Here is a 26,336-nt window from a genome sequence, read left to right as displayed (position 1 = left end):
GGCGGGTATGGTCGGCTTCTTGCTGCTGCTGGAGATTTTTTTCCAGCTGCTGCCAGTCTCCACATCGACAGAGACCGGCTATTACATCGATCCGCTCATCCTGAGCTACCCACCCTATCACCACTGGACCACGTCGACCGGATGGGACTTGCGCAACGTGCAGCGGCTTGAATCGAACAACCTGGGTTACGTTGCCAATCGAGATTTTGAGCGCAACGCCAATGCAGTGGCCTTGATCGGTGACAGTTTTGTTGAAGCATCCATGCTCGCGGCCCCGGATCGGCCTGGCGCCCAGCTCGAACGCGCATTGGGCGGCCGACCCGTATTCGCCATGGGCAACCCTGGTACCGCGCTGCTGGATTACGCCGAGCGCATCCGGTTTGCGCACACGCACTTTGGTGTGCGCGATTTCGTAGTGCTGATGGAGCGTGGCGATGTCAAGCAATCCCTGTGCGGTTCGGGCAATATCAATGGGCCGTGTCTCGACCCGAAAACACTGGAGCCGCACATTGAAAAACAACCGCCGGCGGGGACGTTAAAACGCATCTTTCGCCACTCGGCGCTGGCGCAATATGTGTTTGGTCAGCTCAAATTCAGCCCGCAACAACTGTTGCGCCAGGCTTTTCCGCCGGCACACGGCTCCCACGCAGCGTCGTCGCAGCTGGCAAGCGGCGCCGCGCAGATACCGCCTGGGCGAACCGCGCCTTATGTCGATGTCGTCACCCACACGTTCTTCGAGCGCATCAAGCCCTACGCCACCGGCCGTTTGGTCATTGTGATCGACAGTGACCGGCGGGCACTGGCCAAAGGCCGGTTGAAGCCGGATCCGTCGCGTGCGCGGTTTATCCAGCTGGCCCGTGCCGCGGGCGCCACCGTGATCGATACGGAACCCATTTTTCAAGCGCATTTCGCCCGATCGCACCTCAGTCTGGACGTGGGGCCCTACGATGGCCACTTCAATGCGTTGGGGGTGAGCCTGGTCACACAGGCAGCGGCAACGGCGCTTGCGCAACCGTAGATTGCCATCATCAACCGTCAGAGCGCCCGCGCAGTACCGGCCGTATGAACTTCAACAGCAATTGCTGCAAGGGGTTGGCGTTGCCAAACGGACGCCAGGTCCGCTTGAGCTTTTGATGATAGGCGTCGAAGTGCATGCCCCACGGCGCCGCCCTGACGGTGCCACGCCCCAGCAGCAGCTTCAACACCGACGTGCCCGTGACGCCAGCGCACAAGTCGCAGGCCATGATGGTGGATGGGCCCCGCTTCGCCCGGAAATCGACCGCTTCCGGCGCCACCAGGTAATGGCGTTGCATCATGGCGGGCGACAGACCCGCGATAAAACGCGCATATTGCTCGTCCGACTCATGCCCTTCCACCTTGAAGTAGTCCTCAAAACTCATGCCAGTGGGGCTGAAGTGGAGAAAGGCGACGCCCATACCCAGCGGCGCGGCCGTCAGCGCGGGAATGCCCTTTTCGCGGCACTTAGCAAACACCATGCGCCGCGCGGGCAGCACGAAGAAGTCCAGCCCGTCCACATAAACGTCCGCATCACGCAAAAACTCGTCCACGTTATCCGGCTGGACGCCCTTGGGGAACAGTCGCAGATCGATCTCCGGGTTGATGTCCCGCGCCATCCGGGCGACTGTGTTTATTTTGGTTTGCCCCATATGGGACATGAAGGCGCCGGCCTGACGGTTCAGGTTATGGACGTCGAAGTCGTCAAAGTCGGCAATGTTGAAATTGGCAATGCCGAGCCGGGCCAGCGTCAGCAAGTGCGCGCCACCGACGCCACCCAGTCCCGCAATGGCGATGCGGGACTTTCTGAGTTGCTGCTGCTCTGCTCGCGTCACCCATCCAAAATTGCGCGAGAAAGCTCGGTCGTAGTCAAAGGTCATTGATCTCGCAGCCGACGCTGCGGGTGTGTTAGATTTTGCATTGTGCCCTCGAACCCAACGCAACGAAATAGAGTAGTGACCCGCGACATGCTGTCCAGTGTTCTCGACCTTGCGCGGTGGGCTCCCAGCGGCGACAACACACAGCCGTGGCGCTTCGAGATTGTGGACGAGCACTTGATCCGGGTGCATGGTTTCGATACGCGGGATCATGTTCTTTACGACTACGACGGGCATCCGAGCCACATCGCGCATGGCGCGCTGCTTGAAACGATGCGCATTGCGGCGTCCGGCTTTGGTCTGACCACCAGTTGGTCTATTTCTTCCGGGGGTGAACACCGCAGTCCTGTTTATGACGTGCGTTTCGCGCCGGACGCCACCATGGTCCGCGACCCGCTGTTTGATTGCATCGAAGCGCGCACCGTGCAGCGGCGCCCCATGAAGGCAGCGCCTCTCACCGGTGTGCAGCGCCAGGCGCTGATCGACGCCGCGGGTGGGGACTTCAGCGTGCAATTTTTCGAATCATGGAGAGATCGCGGGCGGGTAGCGCGTCTGCTGTGGAACAGTGCGAAGGTGAGGCTGACTTGCCCCGAGGCCTATCCCGTTCACAGAGACGTGATCGAGTGGCGCGCGCGCTACAGCAAGGACCGTATTCCGGAGCAGGCCGTCGGCGTCAACCCGGCAACCGCGCGCCTGATGCAGTGGGTCATGCAAAGCTGGGGGCGCGTGCAGTTCTTCAATCGTTACCTGTTGGGTACGGTGGCGCCGCGCATCGAGCTTGACCTGCTACCCGGCGTGTTCTGCGCCGCGCATATGTTGGTGCGCCCCAAGCGGCCGCCGACTGGTTTGGCGGACTGGATCCAGCTGGGCATCGCCGTGCAGCGCATCTGGATGACCGCGACGCACTTGGGCTTGCATCTGCAGCCGCAGATGACGCCGGTGATCTTTCGCTGGTACGCCCGCGCCGGGCGCCACTTTTCCCGCGACCCGGCGTTGTTTGAACAAGCGCTCAGGCTGTCTGGCGATTTTGAACAGATTGCCGAGGCTACGCCACGAGATGATTTCGGCTTCTTCGCACGGGTGGGCGTATCGCCACAGCCCCGCAGCCGATCTCTCAGGCACGACCTTGCGGCGTTGATGAAGGGTTGACCGATTCACTTCGTCCGGGCACTCCCTCGGGCGTGGCCGGCGCGATCCGGTTCGGGTTTTGTCGGGTTTCTTTACATGGCGGCCCGTCAAATCCGTCGAGATTCCACAAGCTATTGATTTATTTAGTGTTGCTGATGTAGGCACAAATATTGCTATTTCTTGGGGGATACCCTTACGATCCAGATCCCCTGGGCCGGTATCTCGGTCAAAGCGAGACGATCATGAAGACCTCAAGCAGAAAATTTCAGTTACTGGCCGTTGGAGCGGCGCTGGCAGCAGGGATTGCAGCGCCGGCGCAAGCCACGCTTGATCTTTCGGGTGCGAGCTACGTCACCTACGGCGATGCCAATTCGTATGCGCTGCAGGTCGATGGTACTATCGCCGGCAGCATCGGGCCGGGCAGCCCCTTCTATGTCAATTCCACGCCGGGGGCGATCAAGGATCTGATCGTGGTTGCCACGGGAGCCAGTGGCGGGCCTGTAAACACCAATCTTCCCGGGATGGACAATGCCTTGTCGACTCCGAGCGGCACGGGCGGCAGCAACTTCTTCTCTGGCATCTGGAACAGCACACTGGCTGCCTTCACCGGCTTCGCTAATGCAGCTCCCATTTTTTTCTTCAATAACAACCAGGTCAATAGCGGCGCCTCGACCAACCAAAATGTCGCGGTCTGGGCACAAGTCAGTTTGACCGGGGCGGGCCAAAACACAAGGTATTTCGACTTCACCAACAGCAACAACCCATACGCCCTGTTTACGGACACCCCCCCGGAGGCGGCGTATTCATGGGTACGGCAGGTACCGGCTCCACCGCAGGGGTGGATGTCGCCCCGGGGTCGCTCCCGGGGCCGATCGCGGGCACCAATGCCGCCACGGACTATGTCCTCTCTGGTGGGGCAATCTGCCTTTCCACTGTAGCCAGCATCGCTGGTCCGGTAAACACCCCTGTTTCCTGTACAGGTGCGATACCCCACGGCGCGGCAATCAACAACAACCTGGGTGCCAACCAGGCCGCCTATGCCATCGTCTCACCGGCACTGGACGCCTTCTTGGCATCCTGGATCGGCGGAGGATTCTCTGGCTACACCGACATTCATGTTGACCTTCGCTTCGGCTGCGATCCGGCCACCATCGGCACCAACGGCGGGACGGCGGGTGTAGGGTCTTGTATCGGCCGCGATGCCAATAACGGCTACGAGCAGTTGTTCATCGGGACATCAACGACCGTCTCACAAGTACCGGAGCCCGGGATTCTCAGCTTGCTGGCACTCGGCTTGCTAGGCTTGGCCGTGACGTCGCGGCGCCGGAAAGTTTGACGCTGATTTCGGCGAAAGCATCATGAGAAAGGCCCCATCGGGGCCTTTTTTCATGGCAGCCTTCTACGAGTGATTCCGATGCGGCGACCCGCCCTGTGAGCCTTGCTTGGCCGGGCTTGCGCCAACCGCTATCAACGCCCCAGCTTGGCGCTTGGCGGTCCGCTGGCTATCGACGAAAAGCCCACTTATTTTGCCAAGATGCGATTTCGTCCTACAAGCTGCTTCCGGGCACAGCTTACGATAGCTTGGGTAACGCGCTTATCAACGAATCTCTAACTCAAGGAGCCAGCATGCCACGGATTTCAAAAACCTTCATTGCTACGCTTTTGGGTGGTTTACTCGTCACTGCGTGTGGCGGATCGACCAGTAACGGAACCGGTGCCGCAGCAGCAATAACCTTTCCCCTTTCGACCGCACTTGCCAACTTGTATAAGTCGGGTTTTCACACAACGGTTACTGTCAGCGGCACGGCTACATCCATTTCCAATAAAACTAGCTATCCATTTACGGCATCGCTGAGCGTCGATGAAACACCAGCTAACGCGGGCGCTACTTTTGAAAACCAGGCAGCCCTTCAAATGACCACATCCCTTACCGGGACGTTCAATATAAACAACGTTAACGATAGTTTTTCAAGCATAAGTCAAAATTTCTTGTCCCCCACCAACCTGCTGCTTGGAGTAACTGCAACTTCTTATTGCGTCGCATCCCTCCCGAGTCAATATCCCGGAACGATCACCATCGGACAAGCGCAATCAGTTGTGACTTATGATTGCTTCAAGGACAGTACCAAGGCGTCACCGACAGGAACCGCAAAAGTTAGTTTTCTCGTCAGCGCAGGAAATGCACCATCTACGGCGACCTTTTCCACACTTGAAACTTTTACAGACACAACCGGTATACAAACACAATTTACCCAGAAGAATTTTCTTATCGACACATCCGGAAACATCAGCTTTGAGTCTTTGAGCTTTATCGGTTTCCTGACATCGAATACTGGTGGAACAACCAGTGATATTCAGTTGAACTTCAAATCCCTATAGGCTGCTGCGCGCCAGCGCAGCACGCCCAGATCCGCAGGTGCTGCGGCAGTCACCTTAAACACACATCAGCAAGCGCCGCCAGCTCGGAGATCGAGTAGGCTGAGCGGTTACCCCCTCAGCCCTCTCACGCCACCGTACGTGCGGTTCCGCATACGGCGGTTCAAACAGGACGCTGGAGATGCTGGTGGACAGTCACCAGCGAGACCAGCCCGAGTTGCGTGAAGTATTTCGGCGGCAAGGCTGCGGTCATATGCTTGGCCCCGGCGTTCCACCAAGGGCCCCGCCCGTTGACGCTGGATTTCCATGCGCGTTGGGCCTAAAGCCCATGTGCGCGCAGTTTCGACTCCCGCGTTTTCGCGGCGCTTCCATTGCCGCCAGACGATGCAGCGCAGTCGCCTGCGCAACCATGTATCAAGCTCTTCAACAGGCCGCCGGCTCTGGGTCAGGCTGAAGTAATTCATCCATCCCCTCAGAACCGGATTGAGCATCGCGATGATCCGGGCCAGTTGACCTGCCCCGGCCTTGACGGCACGGTTCGCGCATGCGCCCTTTCAGGCGCTCGATGCTCTGCTTGGCGATACGGATTTTGCTGGCTTGGTGCACCGTAACGCTGTAGCCCAGGAACTTGTGCACCCACGGTCTTGCTACGGCACTCTTGGTCTCGTTCACAGTGAGTTTGAGCCGCTTTACAAGAAAGCTCCTCACCCCCGCCATGATCCGTTGCCCCGTCCGCTGACTGCTGACGTAGATGTTGCAGTCATCCGCGTACCTGCAGAACGACAGCTTGCGACGTTCCAATTCCCGGTCGAGATCGGTCAGCAAGATGTTGGACAGCAGCGGCGACAGGGGCCGCATTGGGGCGTTCCCTTCGTCTTGGCCACCTGCATCCCGTCAGCCATCATCCCGGCCTCAAGGAATCTGCGAATCAATCTCAGAACCCATGAGTCTTGTACCTGTCGCGCCACCCGCGCCACCCACTTTCACGCTTATGCTTGTCGGATCTACGCCGCACCGCTTCCGTGCAAGTTTCGGGCTTTAGTGAATTGGGCCACCTCACCCCCGCTACGACGCCTCATATCCGCTCGCCTGGAGTCAGGCCAGCGCTTTGCCCTACAGCTTCCTTCAGATTCGCAGTCGCCCGCGAAACCCTTGTCTTGGGCTAACACTTCCCCTTGCCGGGCGTATAGAGGACTTTCACCTCCAAGTAAGTGCGCCCTGCCGGGCGCACCATAAAAAAAAGCCCCGTGATTTCTCACAGGGCTCCATGAAGCTGAAGATTCTCAGGACTTCATTTTGCGGCGGGTCATGAATCCCAAGCCAAGCAGGGCAAGACCAAACAGGCTCAGCATGGACGGCTCGGGCACTGCCAAGCGGAACTGGCCGTTATTGGAAAGATTCAGATCGGTCGTGCTATTTGCAGCAACCGTACCGAAGTTGGTACCAAACGCAGTGTTGTAATCAGTCACCAAGTTCGCATTGACATTCGGCGTATTTCCAAGAATGACGTTGGTGGTGGCAAAACCAAGAAGCAGGCCCGTCGGCGAATTAGCGATAGACGCAAGATCGTTCATGGCGCTGTCAAAGAAATAGCCGGTAGCCAGACTGGTCGCCTTGAAGATGAACGAAATCGTGCCATTTGGCAGCACGCTGTTCGCCAAGAGGACGGCGCTGCCCGCCTGAAGGGTAAAGGTGCCTATATTTGTGGCGCCGGAGAAAACGTTCAGGGAGCCACCGGGATTGAAGCTAAGGGGCCCGCCAACCGACCCGGAGCCCGACCCAATAAACTTGGCCGTGAGGGCTGGATTCAGGAGAGTGGAGCCATCAGCGCTCAAATTCAAGAAACTGCCAACTTCGTTGAATGTAAAGTTAGTACCCACAAAAGTATTGTGCACATAAGCCGTGCCGGTCAGGTCCAGATAGTCATGCACCAGAACAGGCGCATTGCCGCCGGCCCCATCGGTGTCCAGATACCAGTTGGTCAACGTGGCGGAAGCAGGCGCAGACAGCGAGAACAAGCTCGCAGCGACTGCAGCACCGGCCAAGAGTTTTTTCATCATCGTCTTCATGGTGGCTTCCCCTAGTAGTTCAGTGGTTGGGTGTAATCGACTTCTCGCGAAGAGATAAGCAGATTGCGTGCCAGAAGATCGATCAATCTATAAGTTGTTGATTTATCTCGAAAAATGCCGGTTTTACGTGATTCTTGCGAAATCGAGCCGGCACTGGTGTAAAGAATTTCGACGATATTTCCGCGACTTCCTTCAGAAATAGTAGGTCCCCAACACCTGCACCAGCCGACGATCGGGCAATACGCCGAAGTCGCTGGTGGCGTTGCCCATGTTCTGCTGCAGCTGCAGGGTCAGGTCGAACTTGGCCCAATGGTGGCGCAGCTCGACCCAGGCGAGCCGGCTGTTGTCGTCGGGGTTAAGGCGGAGGTAAGCGGTCAAATCCAGATTTTTGAGCCAGAGGCTCTTTTGCGTGACGTAAATCAGGTAGGCCTGCCGGGACGCCAGATCCTGAAGCTGCAGTGCTCCACCAAGGTAGGCGAGCTGGCTGGCGGGCGCCGTGCTCGAGGCGCCCAGCGCGGCCCAGTTGGACTGGTTCAGCGCAAAGCCGTTGTATTCGTATTCGGCGGTGATCGACAGCTTGCTGCTTGTGGTGTAGGTGACGCCCCCCACAAAGCGATTGCGCGTGGACGTGCTGCTGGATGGCAAGGACAACGCGCGGCTCAGCAAATCGGGCTCCTTGCTTCGCGTCAATTCCATATGGGCGACAGCGGCGTCCGATAGCAAGGCGGTCATATTGGCGCCCAGTGCGGGCGACAGGGCGGCGTCCTTGTATAGGAATAACTGGCTGCTGACGCGTTGCGACCACTGGGTGCCGAGTGCGACCAGGGCCCGATTGCGATTGTTGGTCGAGCCGAGGTCGGGGCTCCAGCCCGCCGCGTTGGGGCTATCCGCCAGCTTGGGCGAGAGGGCAACCGACAGCGAGCCACCGCTCCACAGCCGCTGCGCGCGCAGCATGACGCTGCCCTGGCGGTTTTCGCGCAGCGCAAACGGGTCGGCGGTGGTCACGACGCGAAGGCCGCCATCGCGGAAAAAATCGGTCGGGTTGTAGCCGTAGCCCGGCCCATAGCGCAGGTTGATGCGGCCAAACTCCAGCACCGTGTCCCGACTCTCGGGCTGCCAGCTCAAGTAAGCCTCGCGCAGGGTGTTCACGGTCGCGTCGGCGCCGGAGGCTGGTGCGGGATACAGGTGGTCGACGCGGTCCGAGAGGACCGCACGCAGGCTCGGGCCCATCTGTGCAGTGGTGGAAAAGTCAAATGAGGCGCGCGCGGTATCGACGCTGTTGGGCTGGTAACGCTGGCTGGAATTGCCAATGGCGCCCTCGATGTACATCCGGGTATCGGTGGCAGCCGGCGCGGCAGCGGCCTCAGGCGCGCTCTCCAGGCCCAGGGCGTCCGTATCGGCGGCATCGGTTGCGGCGTTTACCGGGGCGACCTGCAGTGAGGCCAGCGCCACCAGCGTGGCAAGAACGGAGCGGGCAAATGGATGCATGGATTTAGTTGGGTTGGAAACGGGGCAGAAAATCTCGCTGCATCCAGCTGTCCGGAATGGCACGCGCCTTGTAGTCGGAAAAACGCATCAGCGTGACGGACTGGGGGTTGAGGCCGTCGATGATCACGGTCTCGGTCGGACGCTCGGCGCCGAGCTGGAGTTGAAAGTGGCGGTAGTAGGCGGTCTTGAGCAGGCGCGATGATTCTGCAAAGAAACGCGCCTTGAGCGGCCGGTTGTTTTCAGCGTCGACCCACATCTCGATGCTGGCGTAGGTGGCGTCCGGTGCCACTGCCGTGAGGGCCAGCTTGTGGGCCATGCGGGTATGGCGCTCGCCATCCATGATTTCTTCATCGCCGACCAGCGTCGCCTGGTAATCCTTGGCCAGGTTGACGGTTGCCACATCCCCATTGGACGCCTGGCCCAGAAGCCGCTGCTGGGGCGATAGCCGCACGCTGGCCTTGCTGGTCGGATCGTAAAACCACATATCGTTGCCATTTTTGAGCATCAGCTTGCCAGCATCCCGGGCCGGCAGCACAAACCGGATCAGGCTGGCGAATTGATCCCCTTGCCGCTCCGTGCGGGAGTAGCTGACCAGGGTGCTGGTGTCCACCTGCTTGCCCGCCTGGAACTCGGTCAGGGTCACGGTCACGCTGAACGGGCGCCCCGGGTTGCGGATGGCATCACTGGCGGTCAGGATCTCATGCGCGTTCGGAGCGGACCATGCCAGTGCCGGCCCGAGCAGAAAAGACAGCAAAAACAGAAACAGTGAGCGCATGAGCGTGGAGCCTCTTTCTATCAAGCGTGGCGCAGGGCCTCGACCACATCCAGCCGCGCGGCACGGTGGGCCGGCCACCAGGCCGACAGGATCGCAATGCAGATGAGGCCAAAGGTTGTACCGAAGATCATACGGTTTTCGCCCCACACGGTGACCGTAAACGGCACCAGCTCGACATTTCCGGGCGGCAGCCAGGGCATGCCTATCTGATTGACGATGACAGACAGTATCAGCGCCAGCACGACGCCAAGCACAGCCCCCGCAAGGCCGAGCAAGGCGCCCTCGGTCACAAACAGGCGTCGGATGCCGCCCCTGCGCAAGCCAATGGCACGCAGCGTGCCAATCTCGACGGTGCGTTCGACCACGGTGGTGTTCATGGTGTTGCTAACAGTAAACAGAACAATGCCGCCTATCAGTATGAAGACAAAACCGAAAATGGTGTCGAACATCTGCATGGTCTGGACATAAAACGGATTCAGTTGCCGAAAATCGAGCACGGCCAGTGGCTGGCCGCCGGAATGCCTGGCGAGTATCGCCGTCAGGCGCTCGCGCGCTGCGGGGATCTGATCAGAGTGTCGCAACTGGATCATGATCGACGTCGCCTTGGGTGGAGATTTACCATAGATCAGCTTCTGCAACTGCGCGAGATTCATCATCAGGGAAACCTCATCGAGCTCCTTGACACCCTGATCTTCGGCGCCAATCACCTCCAGCGAGGTAACGTTCGGTGCGCCTTGTGTATTGACGACCAGCACGTCAATATGGGGGGGGCTGCCCTTTGTGGCAGGGGCCGTCGCAGGTGTCTCCTGCAGGCTGAGCTGGGCAATGTCGTCGGGCAGCGCCTTGCCGTCGGGCTTGTGCTCCTTTTCCGGCCGGGGACAGTTGACTATTTTCAGTGCATCGCATAACTGGAGCACCCGGGCGACGCCGGTCCCGACGATGGCGGCATCGGCCGGCGCTCCCTCCAGGGCGGACGGCGGCGCCTTGGTGCGCAGATCAAAGTCGTTCCAGAGCCGCATGCGGTTACGGTCGGCCGCCACGAAGCCATTGCCAATAATGGTGCGGGAAACGTTCGCCGCATAGTTGGCGGCAATGCCACCGAACTGCAGGTTTGGCGTAACCACCAGCACCATGTTGCGCAACACTTCATCGTTCTGGATGTCGGCAATGATCTTGCCGTAATCGCTGATGCCATAGGCCGTCGGGTTCCCGCTGCCATACAGGTAAAAGTCGCGGTGCTGAATCTGCAGGTGGCCACCGGTGCGCACATTGCGCGTATGCAGTTCGTAATTGACGTTGGTACTGAAACCGCCAAACAGAAGAATGGAGGTCGAACCAATGGCCATGGCCAGCAGGGTCGCCAGTGAGCGGCGGCGGTTGCGCAAGAGGTTTCGCACCGCCAGATTAAGCGTCATCATGCCGCGCCCTCTGCGCCGGTTTCGCCTTTTCGGCGTATGCCTTCAATCGCTCCGTCTTTCAGAAAAATCGTGTCGTCAGCGGCCTTGATCACGTCCGGATCGTGGGACGAAAAAATAAAGGAAACATGGTATCGGTCCACCATCTGCCGCATCAGGGCGAGAATGGCGGCCCCGGTTTGACTGTCCAGATTGGCGGTCGGTTCGTCGGCGATGACCAGCTTGGGCTTGCGCGCCAGCGCCCGCGCAATGGCGACCCTCTGGCGCTGCCCACCCGACAACTGGCCCGGAAAATTCCGGGCCTTGTCGCCCAACCCCACCGCATTGAGCAGCTTGGTTACCCGGTCACCGCGTTTTTTGGCCGATGCGCCCGCCAGCAGCAACGGATATTCGATATTTTCGTAAGCGCTCAGAACCGGCAGCAAGTTGAAGTTCTGAAAAATAAAACCGATATTGTTGGCGCGAAAGTCCGACAGGGCGTCGTCGGTCAATTCCCCAACCTTGCAGTCGGCCACGATGATTTCGCCGTCGTCGGGCCTGTCGATGCAGCCGATCATGTTGAGCAGGGTCGTCTTGCCGCTGCCAGACGGGCCCAGCAGCACGGTAAAGCAGGCGCGCCGGACTAAAATATCAACGCCCTTGATCACCGGAACGCTGACGGAATCCATGTGATAGGTTTTTTCAACCTGCGTCAGAACGGCCACCGGTCGATGATTTCCTGCGTTGTCCGCCTTCCGCTCTGTCATCTTTCGCCCCAATTGAACTATGCCCACCAGCAACGCCAATTATTACCACATCCGAAGTCGCCGCCCGTATCGAAAACAACTTGGGACACCGCGATGAAACTGCTGATGGTTTGCATGGGCAATGTGTGCCGCTCGCCCATGGCGCAAGTGGTGACGTTGCACATGGCAGAGCAAGCGGGCCTGGCGCGCGACATCCTGGTGGACTCGGCGGGAACCCATGCCGGTGCCCGTCGCGAGACACCCGATCCGAGGGTCAAAATGGTTCTTGCCGCACGCGGATACCCGGTTGGCATGAGCCGGGCGCGACAAGTGATCGAGCGCGACTTCGATCGCCATGACCTGATCCTGGCGATGGACCAGGCCAACCTGAGCGAGCTGCGGCGTCTATGCCCTGCCGAATACGCGCACAAACTGCACCTGTTTCTCGAGTTCGCCCAAGGCGCGGACGGCGGCGAGGTTCCCGACCCTTACTATGGCAACGTCGAGGGCTTTGAGCGCGTGCTCGACCTTTGTGAAGCCGGTGCGCGCGCGCTGATCGATCGTCTCCGGAAGGCACCATCGTCGACAAGCCTGCCTGCGCATGCGATAGCGGTGGGAGCGGAAACCAGCCAACCGTGATTTTTTTGTGCCTTTATGCCAACTCCTGGGTCTTTCGTATTGTGTTTCCTGATTTACAGTGGCAAGGCAATCGGCGATGATTGACTAGCCCCCTTACATTGGAATACATTTTTCTGGACATGGCTGTCGTCGATTCAATTCCCAAGGAAACGTCCACCATGGCTTTGCCGGGGCTGGGACGCACGCTCGTTTCCGCAGGAAAGCTTGGACAAAAATCAGCCGAGGAAATCTTTCGCAAGTCGCAGACCGGCCGCACCAGCTTCATTGCCGAGTTGACGGGCTCCGGTGCGGTTTCTGCCTCGGATCTGGCGCACACCATGTCGACCGCCTACGCAGCGGCTTTGCTGGATCTGGATGCCATCGATACGCAGCGCCTGCCCAAAGGGCTGCTTGACGCCAAAATTTGCCAAGACTACCGCGTGGTCGTGCTGAGCCGGCGCGGTAACCGCCTGATTGTGGCGACTGCCGATCCATCGGACCAGCAAGCCGCCGAAAAGATCAAGTTTGCGACCCAGCTCGGCGTGGACTGGGTGATTGCCGAGTACGACAAGCTGTCGAGAATGGTGGAGGCCAACGCGACGACGGCGGCCGAGGCCATGGACAACATCATTGGCGAGGACTTCGAATTTGACGAAGCCACGATGGAGGCCGCCAATCCCGACAGCAGCGAGGCCACCGTCGCGGAAGTCGAAGACGCACCGGTCGTCAAGTTCCTGCACAAGATGCTGCTGGATGCCTTCAGCATGCGCGCCTCCGACCTGCATTTCGAGCCGTACGAGCACGCCTACCGCGTGCGCTTTCGCATCGACGGCGAGTTGCGTGAAATCGCAGCGCCCCCTGTGGCCATCAAGGACAAGCTGGCATCGCGCATCAAGGTGATCTCGCGCATGGATATCTCCGAGAAGCGGGTGCCGCAGGACGGGCGCATGAAGCTCAAGATCGGGGCCGACCGCGTGATCGACTTCCGGGTCAGCACGCTGCCCACGCTGTTCGGCGAAAAGATCGTGATCCGTATCCTCGACCCCAGCAGCGCCAAGCTCGGCATTGAGGCGCTGGGCTATGAGCCGGAGGAAAAAGAGCGGCTGCTCAAGGCCATCAGCCGCCCCTACGGCATGGTGCTGGTCACGGGGCCGACCGGCTCGGGCAAGACCGTGTCGCTGTACACCTGCCTGAACATGCTCAACAAGCCGGGCGTGAACATCGCCACGGCCGAAGACCCTTCTGAAATCAACCTGCCGGGCGTCAACCAGGTCAACGTCAACGAGAAGGCGGGACTGACCTTTGCGGTCGCCCTCAAGTCGTTTTTGCGCCAGGATCCGGACATCATCATGGTCGGCGAAATCCGCGACCTGGAAACCGCCGACATTTCTATCAAGGCGGCACAGACCGGCCATCTGGTGCTGTCCACGCTGCACACCAACGATGCGCCATCCACGCTCACGCGCATGCGCAACATGGGCATCGCCCCGTTCAACATCGCCTCCAGCGTCATTTTGATCACGGCCCAGCGGCTCGCGCGCCGGCTCTGCGTGGCCTGCAAAGCGCCGGTTGACATCCCGCATGAAACACTCGTGGACGCCGGCTTCAGGGACGACGAGGTCGACGGCTCGTGGACCCCTTACAAGCCGGTCGGGTGCGCGGCGTGCAACAACGGCTACAAGGGTCGCGTCGGCATCTACCAGGTCATGCCGGTGAGCGAAGAAATTCAGCGCATCATCCTGCGCGATGGCAGCGCCCTGGAAATTGCCGAGCAGGCCGAGCGCGAAGGTGTGCGCTCGTTGCGCCAGTCGGGCCTGCACAAGGTCAAAATGGGCATGACCTCGCTGGAGGAAGTGCTGGCCGTGACGAACGAATAACAGGGAAGACCCAAAGGGACCTATGGCGACTGCAGCGACCAAGAACATCAAGGAATTTGTCTTCGAATGGGAAGGCAAGGATCGTAATGGCAAGCAGGTTCGCGGCGAGACCCGTGCCGCCGGCGAAAACCAGGTGCAGGCGTCCCTGCGCCGGCAGGGGGTCCTGGCCAACAAAATCAAGAAGCGCAAGATGCGCGCGGGCAAGCGCATCCGCCCGAAAGACATGGCGATTTTCACGCGCCAGCTCGCCACCATGATGAAGGCCGGCGTGCCACTGCTGCAGGCCTTCGACATCGTCGGGCGCGGCAACCCGAATGTCAGCGTCACCAAGCTGCTCAACGACATCCGCACCGACGTCGAGACCGGTACCTCGCTGAGCGCGGCGTTCCGCAAGTTTCCGATGTATTTCGACAACCTCTACTGCAACCTGGTCGAAGCAGGCGAGGCCGCCGGTATCCTGGAGCAGTTGCTGGACCGGCTGGCGGTCTACATGGAAAAAACCGAGGCCATCAAGTCCAAGATCAAGTCCGCGCTGATGTACCCGATCTCGGTGCTGGTGGTGGCATTTGTGGTGGTGGCCGTGATCATGATTTTCGTGATTCCGGCGTTCAAGCAGGTGTTCAGCTCCTTTGGCGCCGATCTGCCGGCGCCCACGCTGGTGGTGATCGCCATCAGCGAATTTTTCGTCTCGTATTGGTGGCTGATTTTTGGCGGCCTCGGCGGCGGCCTGTACTTTTTCATGCAGGCCTGGAAGCGCAACGAAAAAGTGCAGATGTTCATGGACCGGCTGATGCTCAAGCTGCCGATTTTCGGCGCCCTGGTCGAAAAATCCTGTATCGCGCGCTGGACCCGCACGCTGGCCACCATGTTCGCGGCCGGTGTCCCGCTGGTGGAAGCGCTCGACTCGGTGGGCGGTGCTTCGGGCAATTCGGTGTACGCCCTGGCGACGGAAAAAATCCAGCAGGAAGTCTCCACCGGCACCAGCCTGACCGCGGCCATGGGCAACGCGAACCTGTTTCCGAGCATGGTGCTGCAGATGTGCGCCATTGGCGAAGAATCCGGCTCCATCGACCACATGCTGAGCAAGGCAGCTGATTTTTACGAGGCCGAGGTGGACGACATGGTGGCCGGCCTGTCCAGCCTGATGGAGCCCATCATCATCGTGGTCCTGGGCGTCATCATCGGTGGCATCGTGATCTCCATGTACCTGCCGATCTTCAAGCTGGGCCAGGTTGTCTGATGCTGGTCTCGCAATGGTTTGACGCCGCACTTGGCGGCGTGATCGGCTTGCTGCTGGGCAGTTTTCTCAACGTGGTGATCTATCGCCTGCCCAAGATGCTGGAGGCGCAATGGGCGGCCGAATGCGCGGAGATCTCGGGCAAGGAGGCGGTCGAGGGGCAACCCTTCAACCTGATGGTGCCGCGCTCGCGCTGCCAGCAGTGCGGCCACCAGATCCGTTGGTACGAGAACATCCCTGTCCTGAGTTATCTTTTTTTGCGTGGCAAATGCTCGAACTGCACCGTGCCCATCAGCCTGCGTTATCCGCTGGTGGAACTGGCCACCGGAGCGCTGTTTTACTGGTGCATCTGGCACTGGGGCGCCACACTGACGGGCCTCGTCTGGTGTGGCTTCTCGGGCGCCATCGTCGCGCTGGCGTTTATCGACTGGGATACCACGCTGCTGCCCGACGACATCACGCTGCCACTCTTGTGGGCTGGGCTGCTCGCCGCGGCGCTGCAGTGGACCGACGTGCCGCTGGTGAGCGCGATCTGGGGCGCCGCGGCGGGCTATCTTTCGCTGTGGCTGATTTACTGGATTTTCAAACTGATCACCGGCAAGGAAGGCATGGGTTACGGCGACTTCAAGCTGTTCGCGGCGCTCGGGGCCTGGTTTGGCTGGCAGGCGCTGGTGCCCATCATCCTGATGGCGTCGGTGATTGGCGCCGTCGTCGGCATCGCCCTGAAGTTTTCGAGCGGGCTGCGCGAAGGCGGCTATGTGCCGTTCGGCCCTTTCCTGGCAGGCGCCGGCCTGACCGCCATGGTTTTTGGGCCGCAATCGATCCTTCACGTCGTGGGGTTGTAACGCCATGACCGCAGTCACCCGACTCGGGCTCACGGGCGGCATCGGCAGCGGCAAGAGTACGGTCGCACAGATACTGGCCGACCTCGGTGCGGCCATCATCGATGCCGACGCTATCGCACGCAGTGTGACGCTGCCGGCCGGCGCTGCCATCGGCCCGATCGCCACGGAATTCGGCAGCGACTTCATCACGCCGCAGGGTGCGCTCGACCGCGACCGCATGCGTGAGCTGGCCTTTGCCGACGCCAGCGCCAAACGCCGCCTGGAGGCCATCGTTCATCCGCTCGTCGGGCAGGAAACACAGCGCCAGGCCGACGCGGCCATTCGCACGGGGCGCCGCTGCATCGTCTTCGACATTCCCCTGCTGGTCGAATCGGGACGCTGGCGCCAGCACCTGGATTGGGTGCTGGTGCTCGACTGCACCGCCGAGACGCAGATTGAGCGCGTGATGGCACGCAGCAAGCTGAGCCGCAGTGCGGTAGAGCAGATCATTGCCGCCCAGGCCCCGCGCCTGCAGCGCCTGGCCGCGGCCGACATGGTGATCGCCAACGACAATTTGCCGCTGGCGCTGCTGCGTGCCCAGGTGCTGCAAATCGCGCCGCGCTTCGGGCTATGATTGAAGCACTGGAACCCGCAAGCGTGATACTGTACGAATACCCCTTCAACGAACGCATACGCACCTATCTGCGTCTTGAACACCTGTTTCGCCGCCTGGGCGAGCTGGTTCCGCGCGACCACCCCCTCGACCACCATTACGCCCTGACCACCATCTTCGAGGTGATGGATGTGGCGACGCGGGCCGACCTCAAGTCGGACGTGATGCGCGATCTCGAGAAGCAAAAGCAGACGCTGAACAGCTACCGCGGCAACCCGGCAATCGCCGAGTCGGTGCTGGACCACGTGGTGGGGGAACTCGATGCCTGTTTTTCGGCCGTCAACAACCTGCCCGGCAAGGCCGGCCAATCGCTCACCGAAAACGACTGGCTCATGAGCATCCGCAGTCGTGTCGGCATCCCGGGCGGCACCTGCGAATTCGACCTGCCGGCCTATTATGCGTGGCAGCACAAGGATGCAAACACACGCCGGGCCGACCTGGAGCGCTGGGCCACCACGCTGGGCCCGCTGGCCGAGTCCATTCACCGGCTGCTCAAATTGCTGCGCGAGTCCGGCGTGCCGCAAAAAGTGGTGGCCAGCGCCGGTCAGTTCCAGCAAAACCTGCCGCAGGGCCGCACCTTCCAGCTGATGCGCCTGCGCATCGACCCCGCCCTGGGCCTGGTCCCCGAAATCAGCGGCAACCGGCTGATGGTGTCGGTACGCCTGATGCGCCATGAAGCCGATGACCGGCTGCACGCCAGCAGCGACGACACCGCCTTCGAAATGACCCTGTGTTCCTGAAATCGCGTCAAACCACCTGAACCGCGCCGCTGCCATGCAACAGGCCAGCCCACCCCCCAAACTCGTGACCTGCCCGACCTGCGGCGGCGACAGCGTTTACGCGCCCAGCAACCGGTACCGGCCCTTTTGCAGCGAGCGCTGCAAAAACATGGACCTGGGCGCCTGGGCCAGCGAGCGCTTTCGCATGCCGACGCAGGATGCGCCGGACGACGCCGTTTTTGGCGATGCCAGGCGCGACGATTCTTGAGAGAAAAGTGGCTGTAGCCCTTTATGGGTGTCGTCTATCAGCTACCAAATGTGTAGCACCTTCGAATTGGCGCTCGCGCGCCAGCCAGCCCAGTACGGGTACGGTGCCGACCAGCACGGGCGCCACGCGCACCGGTAGCCGCTGCCAGGCAAACGACTGGCCCTCGCGCATTTGCAGCTCACCGGCCCACTCGAATACCTTGCAGAAGTTCAGCCGCACCAGCGCGTGCGGGTAGTCCACCAGTTCCACCCTCCAGGGCACGACGGCGCCGACGGCAATACCGAGTTCCTCGTGCAACTCGCGGCGCAAGGCCTGCTCGACGGTTTCACCCGGCTCCAGCTTGCCACCCGGAAACTCCCAATAGCCCTCGTACACCTTGCCCGGCGGGCGCGAGGTCAGCAGGAAGTCACCGTCCGGCTGAATCAACACCCCGACGGCGACATCGACCACGGCGCGGCTGGCGCTGCCCTCACGCGGGCGATCCGCGTCGGCGACCAGCACTGAACTCATGCCGACCGGGCGCCGCCGGGCGGCCCCAAGGCGCCCACGGCCCCCTCGGGGGGCAGCGACGACACGGCGTGCGAAGCAGGGGGGCTATTTCGCCCCGCATAGTCGCGCGCAAACTGGTAGGCCACCCGGCCGCTGCGCGAACCCCGCTCGAGCGCCCAGACCAGTGATTCGGCGCGCGCCGCGGCAATGGCCTGCGCGCTCACGCCAAACGAGGACAGCCACTGCGCCACGATGGCAAGGTACTCATCCTGGTTGAACGGGTAAAAGCTGACCCACAGGCCAAAGCGCTCGGACAGCGAAATCTTCTCCTCCACCACCTCGCCGGGGTGCACCTCGCCATCCTCGGTGTGGGTGTAGGTGAGGTTTTCCTTCATGTACTCGGGCAGCAGGTGGCGCCGGTTGCTGGTGGCATAGATCAGCACATTGGGCGTGGCCGCGGCCACCGAGCCGTCCAGTGTGGACTTGAGGGCCTTGTAGCCGGGCTCGCCCTCGTCAAAACTCAGGTCATCGCAGAACACGATGAATTTTTCAGGCCGCTGCGCCACCACGTCCACGATGTCGGGCAGGTCGATCATGTCGGTCTTGTCGACTTCGATCAGGCGCAGGCCCTGTCTTGAGTAGGCGTTCAGGCAGGCCTTGATGAGCGATGACTTGCCGGTCCCGCGCGCCCCCGTCAGCAACACGTTGTTGGCCGGCTTGCCCTGCACGAAATGCAGGGTGTTGAGCCGGATTTTCTCTTTCTGCCCGTCGATTTCTTTCAGGTCATCCAGGCTGATCGCACCGACATGGCGCACAGGCGTCAGCAGGCCATGGCCTGAATGGCGTCTGCGGTAGCGCCAGGCGATGGCGGTGCTCCAGTCGGGGGGCGAGAAGGGCTGGGGCAGCGCCGCCTCGATGCGGGTCATGAGCTGCTCGGCGCGCAGGATCAGGCGTTCAAGGTTTTCGTTCACGAGCGGTAGTCCGCGTTGATCGACACATAGTCATGGCTCAGATCGCAGGTCCACACGGTGTCCGTGGCGCTGCCGCGGCCCAGCACCACCCGCACCACGATTTCGCTTTGCTTCATGACGCGCTGGCCGTCTTCTTCGCGGTACGCCGGGTTGCGCCCGCCTTGCGCGGCGACATGCACGTCGTCCAGGTACAGGTCGATCTTGGTCTGGTCCAGGTCGTCGATGCCAGCGTAGCCGACCGCGGCCAGGATGCGGCCCAGATTCGGGTCGCTCGCAAAGAAGGCCGTCTTGACCAGCGGCGAGTGTGCAATAGCGTAGGCCACCTGGCGGCATTCCTCGCCGGTCTTGCCGCCTTCCACCTGGATCGCTATAAATTTGGTAGCGCCCTCCCCATCACGCACAATGGCTTGCGCCAGTTTTTGTGCCACACCGGCGATGGCGGCCTGCAGCGCACGGCCATCCAGGCTGTCGAGAGAAGTGATGGGCGCATGCGCCGCCTTGTTGCTGGCGATCACCACGAACGAATCGTTGGTGGAGGTGTCGCCATCGATCGTGATGCGGTTGAACGAGCCCTCGGCCAGTGCCTTGACCATTGGCCGCAGCACGGCCTGATCGACGCAGGCATCGGTGGCGATGAAGCCGAGCATGGTCGCCATGTTCGGCCGGATCATGCCCGCGCCCTTGGCGATGCCGCTGATGCTGACCTTCGCGCCGCCTATCATGACCTGCGCGCTGAAGGCCTTAGGCACCGTATCGGTGGTCATGATGCTCTCGGCCGCGCGCACCCAGTGGTCGGCCCGGGCATCCGCCAGGGCGCCCGGCAGGCCGGCCTCGATGCGCTCCAGCGGCAGCGACTCCATGATCACGCCCGTGGAAAACGGCAGGACCTGCTCCGGTTCCAGCGACAGCTGGCGCGCCAGCGCCATGCAGCTGGCACGGGCGCGCGCCAGTCCGTCCTCGCCGGTGCCGGCATTGGCGTTGCCCGTGTTGATCAGCAGGGCGCGAATCCCCTGACCCCCGGCCAGATGCTCACGGCACACCTGCACCGGCGCCGCGCAAAAGCGGTTCTGCGTGAACACCCCTGCGACGCTGGCGCCGGCGTCGATCAACACGACGGTGAGGTCCTTGCGGTGCGCCTTGCGGATAGCGGCCTCGGTCACACCGAGGCGTACGCCGGCAATCGGGTGCAGGTCGGCGGGATCGGGAGCAGTCAGATTGACGGGCATGGATGGCTCTCCAAATACGCGCTGACCCGGTCAGGCCAGCTTGCCGTGGCAGTGCTTGTATTTCTTGCCGCTGCCGCAGGGGCAAGGGTCGTTGCGGCCCACACGCGACAGGGCCGCACCGGCCACGGCGGCCGCGGCGGCTGAAGCGGTCGGGCGCAGGTGCTGCCCCTTGATCGTTCCCTCGTCCACCACGGTCTCGACGTCACCGGTTTCGGTCGGTGCGATATAGGTCACATTGGCAATGTTTTCGGCGCGGCTGCCGAGTTCTTCGGCCGCCTGCCCAAGCTGCTCGCTGGATTGCACCTGCACGGTCATGAGCACCTTGGTGACATCGTTCTTGACCGAGTCGAGCAGCTGTCCAAACAGCTCGAACGCTTCGCGCTTGTACTCCTGTTTGGGCTGCTGCTGGGCGTAGCCGCGCAAATGAATGCCCTGGCGCAGATAGTCCAGCGAGCTCAGGTGTTCGCGCCAGTGCGAATCGATGCTCTGCAGCAGCACGATGCGCTGAAACTGGGTGAAGTTCTCGCCCCCGATCTGCTCCGCCTTGGCCGCGAAGGCCGCATTGGCGGCTTCGATCACCGAATGCAGGATGTCTTCGTCCGTGATGGCGCTGGCCGCCTGCACCTGCTGCTCCAGGGGCAGCTCGATCTGCCATTCTTTGCGCAGCACCGTTTCGAGGCCCGCAAGATCCCACTGCTCCTCCACCGACTCGGCCGGCACGTACTGGCGCACCAGATCGGTCAGGCAGCCTTCGCGCAAGGCCTCGATCTGCGCCGTCAGATCACGCGCATCGAGAATGTCGTTGCGCTGTTTGTAGATGACCTTGCGCTGGTCGTTGGAGACGTCGTCGTATTCCAGCAATTGCTTGCGGATGTCGAAGTTGCGCGCCTCCACCTTGCGCTGGGCCGATTCGATGCTGCGCGTGACGATGCCCGCCTCGATCGCCTCGCCATCGGGCATCTTCAGGCGCTCCATGATGGCCTTGACACGGTCGCCCGCGAAAATGCGCATCAGCGAGTCGTCCAGCCCCAGGTAAAAACGCGACGAGCCGGGATCGCCCTGGCGCCCAGAGCGCCCGCGCAACTGGTTATCGATGCGACGCGACTCATGGCGTTCGGTGGCGATGATGCGCAGGCCCCCCTGCTGCGTCACCAGTTCGTGCTCGCGCGTCCATTCGGCGCGCAGCTGCTCAATGCGGGCCTGTTTGGCGGCCGCATCCAGGGTTTCGTCCGCCTCGACCGCTTCGATCGCCTTTTCCACATTGCCCCCGAGCACAATGTCGGTGCCGCGGCCCGCCATGTTGGTGGCGATCGTGATCATCTTCGAGCGCCCGGCTTGCGCCACGATCTCGGCCTCGCGTGCGTGCTGCTTGGCATTGAGCACCTGGTGCGGCAGCTTTTCCTTCTGCAGCAGCTGGTCGATGATTTCGGAATTCTCGATCGAGGAGGTGCCGACCAGCACCGGCTGACCGCGCTCATAGCACTCGCGGATGTCCTTGATGGCCGCCTCGTATTTCTCGCGCGTGGTCTTGTACACGCGGTCCAACTGGTCGTCGCGCCGGCTCGGCCGGTTCGGTGGAATCACGATCGTTTCCAGGCCGTAGATTTCCTGGAATTCGTAGGCCTCGGTATCGGCCGTTCCGGTCATGCCGGCCAGCTTGTTGTAGAGCCTGAAGTAATTCTGGAAGGTGATGGAGGCCAGCGTCTGGTTCTCCGCCTGGATGTTCACGCCTTCCTTGGCTTCCACGGCCTGGTGCAGGCCTTCACCCCAGCGCCGGCCCGTCATCAGGCGTCCGGTGAACTCGTCGACGATCACGATTTCGCCGTCCTGCACCACGTAATGCTGGTCGCGGTGGTACAGGTGGTTGGCGCGCAGCGCGGCATACAGGTGATGCACCAGGGTGATGTTGGCCGGGTCGTACAGCGTTGCACCTTCCGGAATCAGGCCCAGATTGAACAGGATGCGCTCGGCATTTTCGTGGCCCTGTTCGGTCAGGAACACCTGGTGGGTTTTCTCATCGACCGTGAAATCCCCCGGTTTCGTGATACCTTCTCCGGTGCGCAGGTCGGCTTCGCCCTCCTGCTTGGTCAGCATCGGCACCACCTTGTTGATGGTGATGTACATCTCGGTGTGGTCTTCGGCCTGGCCGCTGATGATGAGCGGCGTGCGGGCTTCGTCGATCAGGATCGAGTCCACCTCGTCGACGATCGCGTAGTTCAGGCCGCGCTGCACGCGGTCCTGCACCTCGTACACCATGTTGTCGCGCAGGTAATCAAAGCCGTATTCGTTGTTGGTGCCGTAGGTGATGTCGGCCCGGTAGGCGGCCTGCTTCTCCTCGCGCGGCAGTTGCGGCAGATTGATGCCGACGGTCAATCCGAGGAAGTTGTACAGGCGCCCCATCCACAGGGCGTCGCGATTGGCCAGGTAGTCGTTCACGGTGACCACATGCACGCCCTTGCCCGTCAGCGCATTCAGGTACACAGGCAGCGTGGCGGTCAGCGTCTTGCCCTCGCCGGTGCGCATTTCCGAGATCTTGCCGTCGTGCAGCGACATGCCGCCGATGAGCTGCACGTCGAAATGGCGCATCTTCATGACGCGCTTGGAGCCTTCGCGCACCACCGCGAAGGCCTCCGGCATGATCGCGTCGAGGGTCTCACCGTTGGCAACACGCTCCTTGAACTCCTGTGTTTTCCCGCGAAGCTCGTCGTCGCTCAGTTTTTCGTAGGCGGGCTCCAGGGCGTTGATGCTCTCGGCAACTTTGCGGTATTGCTTGAGGAGCCGGTCATTGCGACTGCCGAATATTTTGGTGAGAAAGTTGGTGGCCATGAATGCGAGACCGCTCTGCGGGCCCGTCATGGCCTGCAAGGCGACCGAAATCCCTAATATGTTGGTGGATTCAGGTGGGGTCGCGGCTGCAAAATGCAACGATGGCGGGGCAGCTACAGCGTTGACCAAACCTTGGATTTTACCTTTGTGCCGGCTGGCGCCTGCCGTGGCCGCTCACGCTGCCATCGCGGCATCGGTCTTTTTCGGCGCTGGCAGACTCCATCTTCCTTCAAAAGCGTTGTGGCCACGATAATCGAGGGCTCATGAAGCCTCTTGACGATCCGTGGCCACGCCACCCGTGAACCGCCCTCACCGCGCCGTCTCGCTGCAGCAGGCGGCGCAGGAATCGCCGACGCTGGCCCGCTTGAGCGAACTCGCGCGCGATTCGGGTGAGCGCCTCAAAGCGATCGAGCGCCTCATTCCCGAGGCGCTGCGCAGTGCCATCAAACCGGGGCCCATTGACGGAGAAACGTGGTGCCTGCTGGTTCAGAGCAATGCGGCGGCAGCCAAGCTCAGGCAGTTGCTGCCTTCGCTTCAGTCCCACTTGCGCAGCCAGGGCTGGGAGGTCAGCGCCATCCGGCTCAAGGTCCACATCAACCCCGAGCCGCAGTAGCCCTTCGCGAGCGAGCCGGCCCTCAGGTCGCCGCAACCCTCTTGGGCTTGTTGGCCACCCGCTTGGCCATGACCGTCCCCAACGCCAGGGCAATGCGCAGCGCCAGCGCCGGCTGCCGGTTGGCAAGGTCCATGAAACGGATCAGGCTGAGGCGCCACAGCTTGCAGGGGCCGGCGGCGACGGCATCTGATTTGCGCGCCATTCTGGAAAAAAACGCCCATTCTCCGACCACCGATCCCGCACCGATCATCGCCAGATTCATGCGGCCTTCTTCATCCACGCAATGCACACTGAGTGTGCCGCTTTCGATGAAATACACCGTGCGGTCCGTCGCGCCCTGCTCGATCAGGACCTGGTCCCGCGCGAGCGCAAAGGGCTGCAGGTAGTCGCCGAACACGGCCCACTCGGCCGGCGTGAAAGGCAGGTCGAGCGCGTCATAAGCATGATTTTTGGCAATCACCTGGGCGAGGTGCTGTACTAGAGATTTGGCCCCAATAGGCTGAGAGGATTTCATAGGGACGCGACGATAATCTGCGCCCCGCGAGTTCACAAGAAAAATCGGAAATAAATCCAAAGTATTCAATCAAACCATAAAATCCTGCGCAGTTTTCGGCTGCCCGCGCCTTGCCAGGAAACGTACGGGCGTCGAGGTTGCTTGATACTGTGAGGCAGTGAAATGGTGCCGATTGTCGGATTCGAACTGACGACCTACCGCTTACAAGGCGGTTGCTCTACCAACTGAGCTAAATCGGCGACTTTGTTATTTTATTGGCTTGGGGGGCGGCAGCCACCGCGGCGGCCTAAACCCTGCCTACTTCACCCGTTTGAGTGAAGGGCGCCCCCCTCCCGAGGGGCGTGGTGGCTCTGAATCACCATCGTGCGGCGCATCATCGGCCGGTGCGATCTGCACCACCTTGGGGTCGGTTTCCACGGGGCGCGTTGCATCCGGCACACTGCTCAAACCCGGCGCCTTCGATGCCTCGTCGCCAGCGGGTGCAGACACCGGAACCGGAAACGCCATGCCCTGCCCGTTCTCCCGGGCATAGATCGCAATCACGCGACTTACGGGCACCATGATCTCGCGCGCCGTGCCGGCAAACCGGGCCTTGAATTCGATGAAGTCGTTGCCAAGCTTGAGCGAGCTGGTTGCATCAAAGCTGATGTTGAGCACGATCTCGCCGTTCTTCACGTACTCGCGCGGCACCTGGACGGACTCGTCCACCAGCACGGCCACGTAAGGGGTCAGGCCGTTGTCGGTGCACCACTCGTACAGCGCCCGGATCAGGTAGGGCCGGGTCGAGGAGGAATCCAGGGCATTCATGAATTCAGCCAAATTAAACCCGGACCAGCGCCGGCCGCGCCGGGCCGCCCCAGGCAAGGCCAGCCCCCTCGGGGCTGAGGCCCGCGGCTCCAAATCCGCCTGCGCAGGCTTGGACGGGCCGAAGGGTCGTCGCGTCTCGCGGCGGCTTGTTCAGCGAAGCACACGAAGTGGCAAGCGTGGGGTCCATATTACTTGCGCATCACCTTTTCGGACGGTGTCAGCGCTTCAATATAGGCCGGGCGCGAAAATATGCGCTCGGCGTACTTCAGCAGCGGCGCCGCGTTCTTGCTGAGGTCGATGCCGTAGTAGTCCAGGCGCCACAGCAGCGGGGCGATGGCCACGTCGAGCATGGAAAAGTTCTCGCCCAGCATGTACTTGTTCTTGAGGAACACCGGCGCCAGTTGCGTAAGGCGGTCGCGGATGTGCGAGCGGGCCTTTTCCAGCGCCTTCTCATTGCTTTTGGAGGCCCGGTTCTCGAGCGTGGAGACGTGCACGAACAGCTCCTTCTCGAAATTGAGCAGGAACAGGCGCACGCGCGCACGGTCCACCGGATCGCCGGGCATCAGCTGCGGATGAGGGAAGCGCTCGTCGATGTACTCGTTGATGATGTTCGACTCGTACAGGATCAGGTCACGCTCGACCAGGATGGGCACCTGGCCATACGGATTCATGACGTTGATGTCTTCCGGCTTGTTGTAGAGATCCACGTCGCGGATCTCGAAATCCATTCCCTTTTCGAACAGCACGAAGCGGCAGCGATGGGAGAACGGGCAGGTGGTTCCTGAATAAAGCACCATCATGGTGAA

At 61.3% G+C, this 26,336-nt stretch carries 28 protein-coding genes and 1 tRNA gene; 13 read left to right on the top strand and 16 right to left on the bottom strand.

Going from position 1 to position 26,336, the window contains the following annotated elements; translation table 11 throughout:
- Positions 1 to 19: 19 nt before the first annotated feature.
- Entirely contained in the window at positions 20 to 1,018 is a 999-nt protein-coding gene (locus EUB48_RS04160) for a hypothetical protein (RefSeq protein ID WP_142817748.1), read from the top strand.
- Between the two features lie 10 nt (positions 1,019 to 1,028).
- On the opposite strand, the gene EUB48_RS04155 is transcribed toward EUB48_RS04160, so the two are convergent.
- On the bottom strand, positions 1,029 to 1,895 hold the full coding sequence (locus EUB48_RS04155) for a ThiF family adenylyltransferase (RefSeq protein ID WP_142817747.1): 867 nt from the start codon (positions 1,893 to 1,895) through the stop codon (positions 1,029 to 1,031).
- A gap of 75 nt (positions 1,896 to 1,970) precedes the next feature.
- Here EUB48_RS04155 and EUB48_RS04150 point away from each other — a divergent pair, with 75 nt between their 5' ends.
- From EUB48_RS04150 to EUB48_RS04140, 4 genes are all read left to right on the top strand, one after another.
- Entirely contained in the window at positions 1,971 to 3,041 is a 1,071-nt protein-coding gene (locus tag EUB48_RS04150) for a nitroreductase family protein (RefSeq protein ID WP_142817746.1), read from the top strand.
- A 221-nt stretch (positions 3,042 to 3,262) separates the two neighbouring features.
- Positions 3,263 to 3,958, top strand: a complete 696-nt coding sequence (locus tag EUB48_RS21270) for a hypothetical protein (protein WP_168226696.1) — start codon at positions 3,263 to 3,265, stop codon at positions 3,956 to 3,958.
- A gap of 131 nt (positions 3,959 to 4,089) precedes the next feature.
- On the top strand, positions 4,090 to 4,356 hold the full coding sequence (locus EUB48_RS21265) for a PEP-CTERM sorting domain-containing protein (RefSeq protein WP_168226695.1): 267 nt from the start codon (positions 4,090 to 4,092) through the stop codon (positions 4,354 to 4,356).
- A 290-nt stretch (positions 4,357 to 4,646) separates the two neighbouring features.
- Positions 4,647 to 5,399: a hypothetical protein gene (locus EUB48_RS04140; RefSeq protein WP_142817744.1), complete on the top strand. Its 753-nt coding sequence runs from the start codon at positions 4,647 to 4,649 to the stop codon at positions 5,397 to 5,399.
- Positions 5,400 to 5,506: 107 nt separating this feature from the next.
- Here the strand turns inward: EUB48_RS04140 and EUB48_RS21595 are convergent, their stop codons facing one another.
- From EUB48_RS21595 to EUB48_RS04110, 7 genes are all read right to left on the bottom strand, one after another.
- Positions 5,507 to 5,860 (bottom strand): group II intron maturase-specific domain-containing protein, encoded by a 354-nt coding sequence (locus EUB48_RS21595; protein WP_244618322.1) that lies wholly within the window; start codon positions 5,858 to 5,860, stop codon positions 5,507 to 5,509.
- On the bottom strand, positions 5,820 to 6,254 hold the full coding sequence (locus tag EUB48_RS21590) for a reverse transcriptase domain-containing protein (protein WP_244618321.1): 435 nt from the start codon (positions 6,252 to 6,254) through the stop codon (positions 5,820 to 5,822). The genes EUB48_RS21595 and EUB48_RS21590 overlap by 41 nt, the downstream gene beginning before the upstream one ends.
- 425 nt (positions 6,255 to 6,679) lie before the next feature.
- Positions 6,680 to 7,465: a PEP-CTERM sorting domain-containing protein gene (locus EUB48_RS04130; protein ID WP_142817743.1), complete on the bottom strand. Its 786-nt coding sequence runs from the start codon at positions 7,463 to 7,465 to the stop codon at positions 6,680 to 6,682.
- A gap of 192 nt (positions 7,466 to 7,657) precedes the next feature.
- The gene (locus tag EUB48_RS04125) at positions 7,658 to 8,953 is read right to left on the bottom strand and encodes a hypothetical protein (RefSeq protein WP_142817742.1); all 1,296 of its coding nucleotides are present in this window, start codon (positions 8,951 to 8,953) and stop codon (positions 7,658 to 7,660) included.
- A 4-nt stretch (positions 8,954 to 8,957) separates the two neighbouring features.
- Positions 8,958 to 9,728 (bottom strand): outer membrane lipoprotein-sorting protein, encoded by a 771-nt coding sequence (locus tag EUB48_RS04120; protein WP_142817741.1) that lies wholly within the window; start codon positions 9,726 to 9,728, stop codon positions 8,958 to 8,960.
- Between the two features lie 20 nt (positions 9,729 to 9,748).
- Positions 9,749 to 11,146: an ABC transporter permease gene (locus tag EUB48_RS04115; RefSeq protein ID WP_142817740.1), complete on the bottom strand. Its 1,398-nt coding sequence runs from the start codon at positions 11,144 to 11,146 to the stop codon at positions 9,749 to 9,751.
- Positions 11,143 to 11,889, bottom strand: coding sequence for an ABC transporter ATP-binding protein (locus EUB48_RS04110; protein WP_142821082.1), 747 nt, complete (start codon positions 11,887 to 11,889; stop codon positions 11,143 to 11,145). The genes EUB48_RS04115 and EUB48_RS04110 overlap by 4 nt, the downstream gene beginning before the upstream one ends.
- Positions 11,890 to 11,982: 93 nt before the next feature.
- Between EUB48_RS04110 and EUB48_RS04105 the strand changes: the two genes are divergently transcribed.
- The 7 genes from EUB48_RS04105 (at position 11,983) to EUB48_RS04075 (ending at position 18,084) form a co-directional block, all read left to right on the top strand.
- Positions 11,983 to 12,507, top strand: coding sequence for a low molecular weight protein-tyrosine-phosphatase (locus tag EUB48_RS04105; RefSeq protein ID WP_142817739.1), 525 nt, complete (start codon positions 11,983 to 11,985; stop codon positions 12,505 to 12,507).
- A gap of 119 nt (positions 12,508 to 12,626) precedes the next feature.
- Entirely contained in the window at positions 12,627 to 14,363 is a 1,737-nt protein-coding gene (pilB, locus tag EUB48_RS04100) for a type IV-A pilus assembly ATPase PilB (protein ID WP_142817738.1), read from the top strand.
- A gap of 22 nt (positions 14,364 to 14,385) precedes the next feature.
- Positions 14,386 to 15,603 (top strand): type II secretion system F family protein, encoded by a 1,218-nt coding sequence (locus EUB48_RS04095; protein WP_142817737.1) that lies wholly within the window; start codon positions 14,386 to 14,388, stop codon positions 15,601 to 15,603.
- Positions 15,603 to 16,445, top strand: a complete 843-nt coding sequence (locus EUB48_RS04090; protein WP_142817736.1) for a prepilin peptidase — start codon at positions 15,603 to 15,605, stop codon at positions 16,443 to 16,445. The genes EUB48_RS04095 and EUB48_RS04090 overlap by 1 nt, the downstream gene beginning before the upstream one ends.
- A gap of 4 nt (positions 16,446 to 16,449) precedes the next feature.
- Positions 16,450 to 17,058, top strand: coding sequence for a dephospho-CoA kinase (coaE, locus tag EUB48_RS04085; protein WP_142817735.1), 609 nt, complete (start codon positions 16,450 to 16,452; stop codon positions 17,056 to 17,058).
- Positions 17,059 to 17,081: 23 nt separating this feature from the next.
- Positions 17,082 to 17,837 carry a cell division protein ZapD gene (gene zapD, locus EUB48_RS04080; protein WP_142821081.1) on the top strand — a complete coding sequence of 252 codons (756 nt, stop codon included), beginning with the start codon at positions 17,082 to 17,084 and terminating at the stop codon, positions 17,835 to 17,837.
- 34 nt (positions 17,838 to 17,871) lie between these two features.
- Entirely contained in the window at positions 17,872 to 18,084 is a 213-nt protein-coding gene (locus EUB48_RS04075; protein ID WP_142817734.1) for a DNA gyrase inhibitor YacG, read from the top strand.
- Positions 18,085 to 18,105: 21 nt separating this feature from the next.
- Here EUB48_RS04075 and EUB48_RS04070 read toward each other — a convergent pair whose 3' ends face one another.
- The 4 genes from EUB48_RS04070 to secA are packed head-to-tail and all read right to left on the bottom strand — an operon-like array spanning position 18,106 to position 23,596.
- Positions 18,106 to 18,594 (bottom strand): NUDIX domain-containing protein, encoded by a 489-nt coding sequence (locus tag EUB48_RS04070; protein ID WP_142817733.1) that lies wholly within the window; start codon positions 18,592 to 18,594, stop codon positions 18,106 to 18,108.
- Entirely contained in the window at positions 18,591 to 19,544 is a 954-nt protein-coding gene (locus EUB48_RS04065; protein ID WP_142817732.1) for an ATP-binding protein, read from the bottom strand. The genes EUB48_RS04070 and EUB48_RS04065 overlap by 4 nt, the downstream gene beginning before the upstream one ends.
- The gene (gene argJ / locus EUB48_RS04060) at positions 19,541 to 20,770 is read right to left on the bottom strand and encodes a bifunctional glutamate N-acetyltransferase/amino-acid acetyltransferase ArgJ (RefSeq protein ID WP_142817731.1); all 1,230 of its coding nucleotides are present in this window, start codon (positions 20,768 to 20,770) and stop codon (positions 19,541 to 19,543) included. The genes EUB48_RS04065 and argJ overlap by 4 nt, the downstream gene beginning before the upstream one ends.
- Before the next feature lie 30 nt (positions 20,771 to 20,800).
- Positions 20,801 to 23,596: a preprotein translocase subunit SecA gene (gene secA, locus EUB48_RS04055; RefSeq protein WP_142817730.1), complete on the bottom strand. Its 2,796-nt coding sequence runs from the start codon at positions 23,594 to 23,596 to the stop codon at positions 20,801 to 20,803.
- Between the two features lie 298 nt (positions 23,597 to 23,894).
- On the opposite strand from secA, the gene EUB48_RS04050 reads away from it, so the two are divergent.
- Positions 23,895 to 24,209 (top strand): DciA family protein, encoded by a 315-nt coding sequence (locus EUB48_RS04050; RefSeq protein ID WP_142817729.1) that lies wholly within the window; start codon positions 23,895 to 23,897, stop codon positions 24,207 to 24,209.
- Positions 24,210 to 24,231: 22 nt separating this feature from the next.
- Here EUB48_RS04050 and EUB48_RS04045 read toward each other — a convergent pair whose 3' ends face one another.
- From EUB48_RS04045 to EUB48_RS04030, 4 genes are all read right to left on the bottom strand, one after another.
- Positions 24,232 to 24,792, bottom strand: a complete 561-nt coding sequence (locus EUB48_RS04045) for a Crp/Fnr family transcriptional regulator (RefSeq protein WP_244618320.1) — start codon at positions 24,790 to 24,792, stop codon at positions 24,232 to 24,234.
- Positions 24,793 to 24,886: 94 nt separating this feature from the next.
- Positions 24,887 to 24,962: transfer RNA gene (locus EUB48_RS04040), tRNA-Thr, on the bottom strand.
- A 58-nt stretch (positions 24,963 to 25,020) separates the two neighbouring features.
- Positions 25,021 to 25,530 carry a ClpXP protease specificity-enhancing factor gene (locus EUB48_RS04035; protein WP_142817728.1) on the bottom strand — a complete coding sequence of 170 codons (510 nt, stop codon included), beginning with the start codon at positions 25,528 to 25,530 and terminating at the stop codon, positions 25,021 to 25,023.
- 188 nt (positions 25,531 to 25,718) lie between these two features.
- Positions 25,719 to 26,330, bottom strand: coding sequence for a glutathione S-transferase N-terminal domain-containing protein (locus tag EUB48_RS04030; RefSeq protein ID WP_077563118.1), 612 nt, complete (start codon positions 26,328 to 26,330; stop codon positions 25,719 to 25,721).
- Between the last annotated feature and the right edge of the window lie 6 nt (positions 26,331 to 26,336).

The organism is Rhodoferax sediminis, from assembly GCF_006970865.1.
Taxonomy (GTDB): Bacteria; Pseudomonadota; Gammaproteobacteria; order Burkholderiales; family Burkholderiaceae_C; genus Rhodoferax_A; species Rhodoferax_A sediminis.
The sequence above is the reverse complement of the archived record's forward strand: the minus strand, read 5'-3'. Positions and strand labels throughout refer to the sequence as shown.